The sequence below is a fragment of the Deltaproteobacteria bacterium genome (assembly GCA_018668695.1).
GTDB lineage: Bacteria > Myxococcota > XYA12-FULL-58-9 > XYA12-FULL-58-9 > JABJBS01 > JABJBS01.
The window spans coordinates 1-8,934 of sequence record JABJBS010000330.1 but is presented as its reverse complement, the minus strand read 5'-3'; the positions used below and the strand labels follow the sequence as shown (position 1 = coordinate 8,934).

9 protein-coding genes are annotated in these 8,934 nt (G+C 49.6%); 5 read left to right on the top strand and 4 right to left on the bottom strand.

The features are described 5' to 3' along the window. The first annotated feature begins 185 nt into the window (after positions 1-185). From HOK28_18630 to preA, 4 genes are all read left to right on the top strand, one after another. Positions 186-1,025 carry an acyltransferase gene (locus HOK28_18630; GenBank protein ID MBT6435120.1) on the top strand — a complete coding sequence of 280 codons (840 nt, stop codon included), beginning with the start codon at positions 186-188 and terminating at the stop codon, positions 1,023-1,025. Positions 1,026-1,111: 86 nt separating this feature from the next. Beyond that, the gene (locus tag HOK28_18625) at positions 1,112-2,407 is read left to right on the top strand and encodes an aspartate aminotransferase family protein (protein ID MBT6435119.1); all 1,296 of its coding nucleotides are present in this window, start codon (positions 1,112-1,114) and stop codon (positions 2,405-2,407) included. Continuing rightward, positions 2,400-3,947 carry an NCS1 family nucleobase:cation symporter-1 gene (locus HOK28_18620; GenBank protein ID MBT6435118.1) on the top strand — a complete coding sequence of 516 codons (1,548 nt, stop codon included), beginning with the start codon at positions 2,400-2,402 and terminating at the stop codon, positions 3,945-3,947. Before HOK28_18625 ends, HOK28_18620 begins: the two co-directional genes overlap by 8 nt. A gap of 2 nt (positions 3,948-3,949) precedes the next feature. Next, complete coding sequence (preA, locus tag HOK28_18615; GenBank protein ID MBT6435117.1) at positions 3,950-5,053, top strand: NAD-dependent dihydropyrimidine dehydrogenase subunit PreA; 1,104 nt, start codon at positions 3,950-3,952, stop codon at positions 5,051-5,053. Between the two features lie 23 nt (positions 5,054-5,076). Here the strand turns inward: preA and HOK28_18610 are convergent, their stop codons facing one another. From HOK28_18610 to HOK28_18600, 3 genes are all read right to left on the bottom strand, one after another. After that, positions 5,077-5,835 (bottom strand): DUF91 domain-containing protein, encoded by a 759-nt coding sequence (locus HOK28_18610; protein MBT6435116.1) that lies wholly within the window; start codon positions 5,833-5,835, stop codon positions 5,077-5,079. 99 nt (positions 5,836-5,934) lie between these two features. Continuing rightward, on the bottom strand, positions 5,935-6,390 hold the full coding sequence (locus HOK28_18605; protein MBT6435115.1) for a hypothetical protein: 456 nt from the start codon (positions 6,388-6,390) through the stop codon (positions 5,935-5,937). A 249-nt stretch (positions 6,391-6,639) separates the two neighbouring features. Next, positions 6,640-6,888 carry a hypothetical protein gene (locus HOK28_18600; protein MBT6435114.1) on the bottom strand — a complete coding sequence of 83 codons (249 nt, stop codon included), beginning with the start codon at positions 6,886-6,888 and terminating at the stop codon, positions 6,640-6,642. A 36-nt stretch (positions 6,889-6,924) separates the two neighbouring features. Between HOK28_18600 and HOK28_18595 the strand changes: the two genes are divergently transcribed. Continuing rightward, positions 6,925-7,224, top strand: a complete 300-nt coding sequence (locus HOK28_18595) for a hypothetical protein (GenBank protein MBT6435113.1) — start codon at positions 6,925-6,927, stop codon at positions 7,222-7,224. Between the two features lie 476 nt (positions 7,225-7,700). Here HOK28_18595 and HOK28_18590 read toward each other — a convergent pair whose 3' ends face one another. Continuing rightward, positions 7,701-8,648 carry a hypothetical protein gene (locus HOK28_18590; GenBank protein MBT6435112.1) on the bottom strand — a complete coding sequence of 316 codons (948 nt, stop codon included), beginning with the start codon at positions 8,646-8,648 and terminating at the stop codon, positions 7,701-7,703. Positions 8,649-8,934 lie beyond the last annotated feature (286 nt).

The window sequence follows — 8,934 nt, the reverse complement described above, 5'->3', positions numbered from 1 at the left end:
ATGGCGTTCTTTCCTTTTGGCGGAACCAAGTCGAGCTTCTTCGGCGACGTAAAAGCGCATGGCGATGATTCCATCCGCTTTTTTACAGATGCAAAAGTTGTGATGTCTCGCTGGTTCTAACCCGAATTCATACCACACAAGGAGAATAGACAATGACACGTAATGTACGATGCGGCATGATTCAAATGAGTAACCCTCTCAACGATGCGGATGCGTCAGTAGAGGATATTCGTGATGCGATGGTGGCGAAACACATTCCATTGATTGAGCAGGCAGGCGAGCGCGGTGTGCAGATTCTTGCGCTACAAGAGATGTTCAACGGGCCGTATTTTTGCCCAAGCCAGGATTCGAAATGGTGCGATATCGCAGAGACGATTCCAGGGCCGACCATTGAGCAAATGTCAGCTTATGCTAAGAAATACGCGATGGTACTCATCGTACCAATTTACGAACGCGAAATGCCTGGCGTGTATTACAACACGGCAGCGGTCATTGATGCCGATGGCTCATACCTCGGGAAGTATCGCAAGAACCACATTCCCCAGACGTCAGGCTTTTGGGAAAAGTTTTTCTTCAAACCTGGTAATCTGGGCTACCCCGTCTTCCAAACCCGTTACGCAAAAGTCGGTGTCTACATTTGTTATGACCGCCACTTCCCAGAAGGCGCACGTCTTCTAGGCCTCAATGGAGCAGAAGTTGTATTCAATCCATCGGCCACGGTAGCAGGGTTGTCACAGCACCTGTGGAAAATTGAACAACCCGCCCATGCGGTTGCCAACGGTTACTATATGGGTTGCAGCAACCGAGTTGGTACAGAAGCGCCTTGGAACATTGGCGAGTTTTACGGCACAAGTTATTTTGTTGACCCACGGGGCGAGATCCTCGCAGAGGGCTCTACAAAGGATGACGAGTTGGTTGTAGCTGATCTTGATTTAGATGTGCTCGAAGAAGTACGCCGGGTCTGGCAGTTTTACCGTGACCGTCGCCCAGACTCATATCCCGAAATGACTCAGCAACTTCCTTGATGCTGATCTAGCTAAAGGCGGTCTCCAACTCCCGATTGGAGGCCGCCGTTTTTTTTTGGACGACTTAAATAGAGTGGAGGCCTTCGATGAGCCGCGAGAAAGTTTTGCGCGAACAGGATGATTTTCTTTTTCCCTGTGTTGCTAATTATTACGAAGAACCGATTGTTATTACCGAAGCCAAGGGATCTGTCGTTAAAGACATTGATGGCGGCGAGTATCTGGATTTCTTTGGAGGCATTCTCACAGTCTCTCTTGGCCACTGTCAGGATGAGATAACCGAGGCTGTGTCCTCGCAGATGAAAAAGCTGGGACACGTCTCCACCCTTTATCCAACCGAGAATCAATTGACGGTTGCAAAGCAGCTCGCGGAGCTAAGCCCCGGCGCGCTTAAAAAGAGTTTCTTTACAAACTCAGGCACAGAAGCGGACGAGACTGCAGTGCTCTTGGCAAGAATTCATACAGGCAATCAAGAAATTATCGCCTTACGCCATGGTTATTCAGGCCGCTCTCAACTTGCAATGAACCTGACAGCGCACAGCGGCTATCGGCTTTCTGGTAGCTCTATACCGAATATTAAACACGGTCATTCGCCTTATTGTTACCGCTGTCCATTTGGTGCGACCTACCCATCGTGCGGGTTGAAATGTGCCGAGGATTTGGAAGAGCTGATTCTAACGGAGACCACAGGGAATATCGCCGGGTTTTTGGCTGAGCCTATTCAAGGTGTTGGCGGATTCATCACGCCTCCGGATGATTACTTTGAAGTGGCAGTTGGTATCATTCGTAAGTATGGCGGCGTCTTTATTTGCGACGAGGTTCAAACGGGTTTTGGCCGAACGGGCGAAAAATGGTTTGGGATTGAGCATTCGGGTGTTGAACCCGACATCATGACCATGGCCAAAGGCATTGCCAATGGGGTGCCCGTTGGAGCGACCATCGCTACGCAAGAGGTTGCCGATAGTTTTACTGGAAAATCGATTTGTACCTACGGTGGCAATCCGGTTTCCATGGCGGCCACAGAGGCGACGCTTACAGTCATGGCACGCGAAGATGTCCCTGGGCGCAGTGCGCGTTTGGGGGGTATTCTCAGAGAGCATCTACTGGAAATGAAGTCGAAGTATAAGCTTATTGGTGATGTTCGTGGGCGCGGGTTGATGCAGGCCATCGAGCTTGTGGAAGACAGAAAGACAAAAGTTCCGGCAACCAAAGAGGCAGGACGCTTGATGGAGGAAGCCAAGAAACGCGGCCTTCTCATCGGTCGTGGTGGACTTTATAACAATGTCATTCGTCTGGCACCTCCGATGCTTACCTCTGAAGATGAACTGCGAGAAGGCTGCCGTTTGATGGACGAAGCCATGGCAACGGTGCAAAGCCATGTCTGATGCAAGACTTATCAACGAAGATCTCAGGCCAACGCGTGACGACGAACGGACATGGTCCAGGTGGCACATAGCAGCGCTTTGGGTGGGGATGGCCGTGTGTATTCCAACCTATACGCTTGCAAGCGGAATGGTACAGGAGGGGTGGTCTTGGAAGGCAGCGGTTTGCGCCGTGGCTTTAGGAAACCTGGTGGTTTTGTTTCCGATGCTTCTCAATGCCCATGCCGGAACGCGCTATGGAATTCCATTTCCCGTTTTGCTGCGTTCATCATTCGGTGTGTTTGGAGCAAATATTCCAGCTCTGATGCGTGCATTGGTAGCGTGTGGGTGGTTTGGCATTCAAACCTGGATTGGCGGCAGTGCTCTTTACTACCTGACGCTCTCTTTGTTTCCGAATGCTCCTAGCTTGCCAGAGATTTTGCCCGTTTGGATGGGCATTGGCACCGGTGAATTCGCCGCGTTCTTAGTGTTTTGGCTTATCAATGTAGCGATCATCATACGAGGGGTGGATTCTATCCGGGTTTTAGAAACCTGGGCTGCGCCTTGTTTACTGGCCATGGGAGCGATTCTCTTTGGGTGGGCTTGGAGCCATATGGGTGACTTAAGCAGCCTTTTGGCTGAACAAAAACCAGCCACTCGTTCGTGGGAGAGTGCATTGCTGGGTGCGGGTATTACCGGGGGAGTCGCTTTTTGGGGCACGCTCGCTTTGAATATTCCTGATTTTGCACGGTATGCGAAAAACCAAAAAGAACAGGTTATCGGCCAGACAATTGGACTTGTTCCAACAATGACGGCGTTCGCTTTTGTGGGGGCGGTTGTGACCAACGCAACGGTCTTTATTTTCGGTACACGCATCGCAGATCCAGTGGAGCTTGTAAGCCAGATTGGCGGACCGGTGATGACAGTTGTATCGATGCTGGCACTTGCCATGGCAACTTTGACGACAAACCTGGCCGCAAATGTTGTTTCGCCGGCCAATGATTTTTCGAATGTGGCACCGCATAAAATTTCATTTAAGGGCGGCGCCCTGATTGCGACGGTGATTGGCATCTTGATCATGCCTTGGAAGCTCTACAACGATGCCGCTCAGTATCTGTTTACCTGGCTGATTGGTTATGGCGCTCTTTTGGGTGCGGTGGCCGGCGTGATGATTGCGGATTATTTCGTGATTCGAAAATGCCGCTTGGAGGTAGATGAGCTTTATAAGGTGAATGGGGCCTACCGCTATTGGAAGGGCGTTAACCCGATTGCGTTGTTCGCCTTATTTGTCGGGATTTTTCCGAATGTGCCAGGTTTTCTCGCGGCTCTGGGATTGGTTGAGGTCGATTCGGTCTGGACAGCCATTTATGAGCGCGCCTGGTTCGTAGGATTTATTCTTTCCGGTACGACATACGTAAGTTTCACACGGCTGTGGCGATGGTCACGAAAGCCGGAATCTACGCTCGAGGTTTCACCTGGTACATCCACTGTGATGCCCACCGGTGCACTGCGTGAATCAACTGACTTTTACGAATTTGAGACAACAAGCAAGACAAGGGGATAACGATGGATCTTTCAATAACTGTAGATGGAATTTATTTTGAGAACCCATTTCTTTTGGGCAGCGGCCCTCCGGGAACCAATGCCCGTGTGATTCGCAAAGCTTATAAGGCGGGCTGGGGCGGCGTTATAGCGAAGACCACGGCACTGACGGATACCGAAGTTATCAACGTCACGCCTCGCTATGAAAAATTGAAATCCGCAAGCGGTGAAGTCATCGGTTTTCAAAATATTGAATTGATAAGCGATAGACCTTTTGAAGATTGGGAAGAAGATTTCCGTGCTCTGAAGCAAGAGTTTCCAAAGAAGGTATTGATAGCTTCGATTATGGAAAGCTTTGAGAAGTCGCGCTGGCAGGAGCTTGCTCGGCGCTGCGCAGCTACCGGTGTGGATGGGCTAGAACTTAATTTTTCTTGCCCCCACGGGCATCCCGAAAAGGGGATGGGCGCGGCAATGGGACAAGACCCTGAACGCGTGCAGACTGTAACGGCTTGGGTTCGAGAAGTTGTGGATATCCCAGTGTGGGCAAAAATGACGCCGAATATCACCGATATCCGGGTTCCTGCTCGTGCAGCCAAAGAGGGCGGCGCCAATGGTGTAGCGGCTATCAATACAATTCTCAGTGTTGTGGGTATAAATCTTAAAACGCTACGACCGCTGCCCACCGTAGAGGGTCACTCGGTGCCGGGTGGATATTCCTATTTGGGTGCGAAGCCCATTGGTCTGCGGATGGTACAGGAAATTGCCCGTGATGAGCCGAGCTTAAGTATTTCTGGGATGGGCGGTGTAACTTCATCCAAGGATGCTATTGAATATGTTCTTCTAGGCGCCAGCACGATTCAGGTGTGTACAGGAGCGATGTTACAAGGGCTTAAGATGGTGGAAGAGCTTAAGCAAGGTCTTTCCGATTTTCTTGACGAACACGACTTTGACTCTTTGCAAGCGGCAGTGGGTCATAGCTTGCAATACTTTTCTACCCACCATGACCTGGTTGGCCTTCAGGCGCAGCGGCGCGGCGAGAAGAAACGTGCGCGTGCAAGTACCGATGTTGCTTGGGGCGAGGTTGACTTGAGTCAGACGACCAGTCAGATGACGTCTACGGAAGCCTAGTCACTTAACCCTATGACATTTGTCTAGTCTTCACAGCTCTGCACCAACTTCAGTGCTAGTGATAATTCATATTCGAACAATTCAATACTCGTTAAGGAAGAACATGCCAGCAGTAAGTCTTCGCTGATATCCCGAGCAATAATAATGCCACGAACATTTTGCCCAGGATCTGTTTGTTCTTTTTTTATCCACGCAATGTAGCGTAGCAACTGTCCCACCACACGGTCATAACCTCTAGCAACTTTCAACTCAATAACAACGAAATCACCCTTCGAATCCACTGCAAGAATATCGATAAATCGGCCGCCCACTGGAAACTCAATGCCGTTGATACCGTCATCCTCGTAAAGCTTTAAACCTGGCTCTATCAATTCCAAATTCTTGACGAGATAGTTTTGCAGATCTCGCTCATAAGCAAATTCAGACATTCCGACTGGCTCGGCTTCTTCTTCAACTTCTAACCTTTCGGAATGTTTTTCTGTTGTAGCATTTTGAATCGGCTGCGGATCTTGACCTGGTTCATAAAGGCGGAAGTGCCCACCATCAATCTGGAAGAACACATCATCCTCAACAGGCTTAGGCTTATAATGAACACGGCTTCGGGCATTTATTGATAAACGGACAAGATGAGCAATAACAGTTCCCTTTTTGACATCTGGATACTGTTCTCCGAACCAGTTGACAGCTTGGGCTTTAGAGAACTGCTTCCCTGGCTCCAAGTGAAACGCCTTTACCATATCTTCTTTCATCAAAACCCGAACAGGTTTATCATAAATAGCCATTACCAACTCCTGTCACCAAAAAATATATATTCGGTTTAATCATCACTTATTATATTCATCAGAATTAAAATTAAAAATCATCTTTGCGCTAAGAAAAATTCACCAACCCGGCTCACTCGAATCAATAATAAGCACTGCTTCATCATATCCATCCAGGTCTTCATTAAGATATAACTCATTTATGCGAGCTAGATAGAACTTTATATTTAACCCAAGCTCATCCATCGACATGACACACACCAAGGAACTCTGTAGCCCTAAATCATTAAAGCTTTCAAATAACGAGCGTGTAAATAACACCGCCTGAGCAAGATAATCACAAGACACGTAGTCATCAATATGAATCGAATTTATAAAGCACTCATACCCAGTCGCATCAGGAAATGATTCAGCGCTCACGTTTGTGTTGGTCTTATAGCAGTGCTTTAGAAAAACAAAGTCATCAACCTGAGTGAAGCCTTCTGAAGCAAGCTTCTTTAAGCTTTCGGCCAAGCTGAAATGATTAATATCTAGTTTACGATATTCTAAATCCATCGTTTTATTGAATTGAAGCATCAGCTTACTCCTCAAGACCAAACCACCCCCATAACCACCCCACCCAATACCTATATACCCTCAAACGGCAAAAAGGTGTGGGGAAAATGTCTTGGGCGCGAGGTAATATTATTCCAACCATAAAAGAATCTTTAGGTCGCCATCTGAACGTTCCTCAACATTAGGAATTACATCGACGAAAACATCAAACAAGATAAGCTCACCACCATTAGCTTTCTCAATGTTCATTATGGCTCTTACAATCCTGGATCATTCTTTTTCAAAGAAAACTTCACACTGATAAACTGGAGTACCGTCGTCAGTTTCCAAATTTTCCGACATTTTTATCAAATAAGTTCCTGTAGTAGTAAAAACCAACTCGTTATCATTTCTTCCAAAGATCCATGGCGTTGCTTTGGCTTGATTGGTTACGAGAGCAAGGCTTTCGAGTTCCTTAAAAGCATTATAAGGGACAGCGGGTTGATTTTTATCCTGCGCATCAGGCTGCCACCAAGCCAAAAAGAAAGAGGTCCCATCTGGGTGTTCTAGTCACACGTGATGCCGATCATCGACCAGACCTGTGGCGGGTGCCACACCCGGACCGATGCCCCCTTCCCTCCCGCGGTCGCGAACGGAGTTTACTACGATGACGCGGATGACCTGATGGCCCTGGTCGGCACCTTCATCATCGCCGGCGACGCGGCGGGCAGTGGGTTTGTGGCGATCCTGACCCAGGACCTCCCTGTGGGTCAGGGCCCGACCCTGATGCCGCCACCGGACATGGCCGACGCAATGGTTGACGAAGCGATCGAGATTGTCAGAGCTTGGATTGACGAAGGCGCTCAGGACAACTAGAGCACCGCCCCTAGGAAAAACAAACACTCTAACCCGGGTATAAACCACCCCGACAGCCACGCCACAACCACCTGTCGGGCGCAGCTCGACTGTACCACTGTGGAGTGACGGGCCTCACCGGGTGGATGTATTTTTGGGGTTGGGTTATGACGGCATCGTGCCTTTTTGGGAGGAAGATCTGGTTCTTGGTACTGTGAATGCCAATTTTGGGGTTGGGTATCGGGTTTTTCTTGGGAAGAGCAAGAACTGGATCGCGGGGGTAGATTATCGGTTTGAGTATATAGGGGCCCGCAATAGCGGGGGGACAGAGTTGTCGGGGGAGGCTGCTTGTTTGCGGTTTAGTTTGGGGTATTCCTTTGATTCGGGTAAGGGGAGGCGGCTTTCAGGGGTTGGGCATTAGGTTGTGCCTTTGAAAACCCCCTTGGCCGGGAGTTGGCAAAGGGGGTTTAGGAAAAACACAATTTTAGAGGTATAATTTAGTTGTTGAACGGATCACCATCGTGACCGAACACATAGTCCACACCATTTCCTGCCACAACCGCAGCAGTATGGCAACCGATGCACATGGATGAACCATCGCCCATAGCCATCATTTCACCCGAGCCGGCATCCATCATGAAATATTCCCAGTCTCCGTGATCGTTATCAAAAGAGCTGCCTCTTTTAGCCATGCCGGTTTTGCCGATGATGTCTCCATCAGCATTCTGTACGGTTTTCAGATACATGGTTCCCACAGGAAATCCATTCCAGCCATTGGGATTGGCCTGCAACTGTTTCTTGTAGATCTTGCGCACGGTGCTGTCGTCATTTCCTTCGTGAGCCGGGCCCAGCAGAGCGTCAGGTCCCTGCTCGGTTCCGACCAGGTTCCAGTTGGCGTAGTCGTCGAAGTCGGCGCTGACGGCCATGAATTCATAAGGGTGGGCGAAGATGTGATCGTTGCCGTGGCTGCCGGTGGCGTTGGTGTGGCAACCCTTGCAGGAGCCGATGTTGGCGCCACTGTCGATGGTGCTCAAATCATTGGTATTGATGTTGAAGTATTCCCAGTCTCCACCGTCAGTATCAAACCCGGCTTCGCGCTTGATCATGCCCAGCAACCCCATGGCGTCGGGGAACATTTTATTGCCCTGGGCATCGAAGGTGTAGGTCTCCTTGACGAAGAGGGTTCCCACCGCGTAATCGCCTTCGGTTTTGTCGGGATCATCGGAGTAGATGGCACGCACGTAATCCGGGTTGTCGCCCTGGTGGGCCGGGCCCAGAAAAGGACTGGAGGCGTTGGTGTATTCAACCTGGGTCCAGTCTTCGTAGCCGTCGAATTCGGAAACGGCATCCGGTGTGACGGGATCGTCGCCGTCATCCGAACAGCCGGTCAAACCGAGGCTGAGACCAAGGACAAGGATTAACAAAGGCGTGGCGAAACGTTTCATTTTCAGTGCTCCTTTAGAGGGTAATGGACAAAAAAGATCCAAATTGGAGGTTATGAAGATTTATTTGTCCCGCAAGAGTGTTGCGGGATGTTTTTTTTATCATAATTCTAAAAGGAGTGGAAGCCCCTAGGAAAAACAAACGCTCTAGCCCGGGTATAAACCGCCCCGACAGCCGCGCCGCGATCAACTCTCGGGCGCAACTCAACTATACCACTGCGGAGAGTGTGGTGCGATTCGACCGGGATGCTCGATAGCTTCAGTGTGGTGGTTGGAAACTTCGACACGT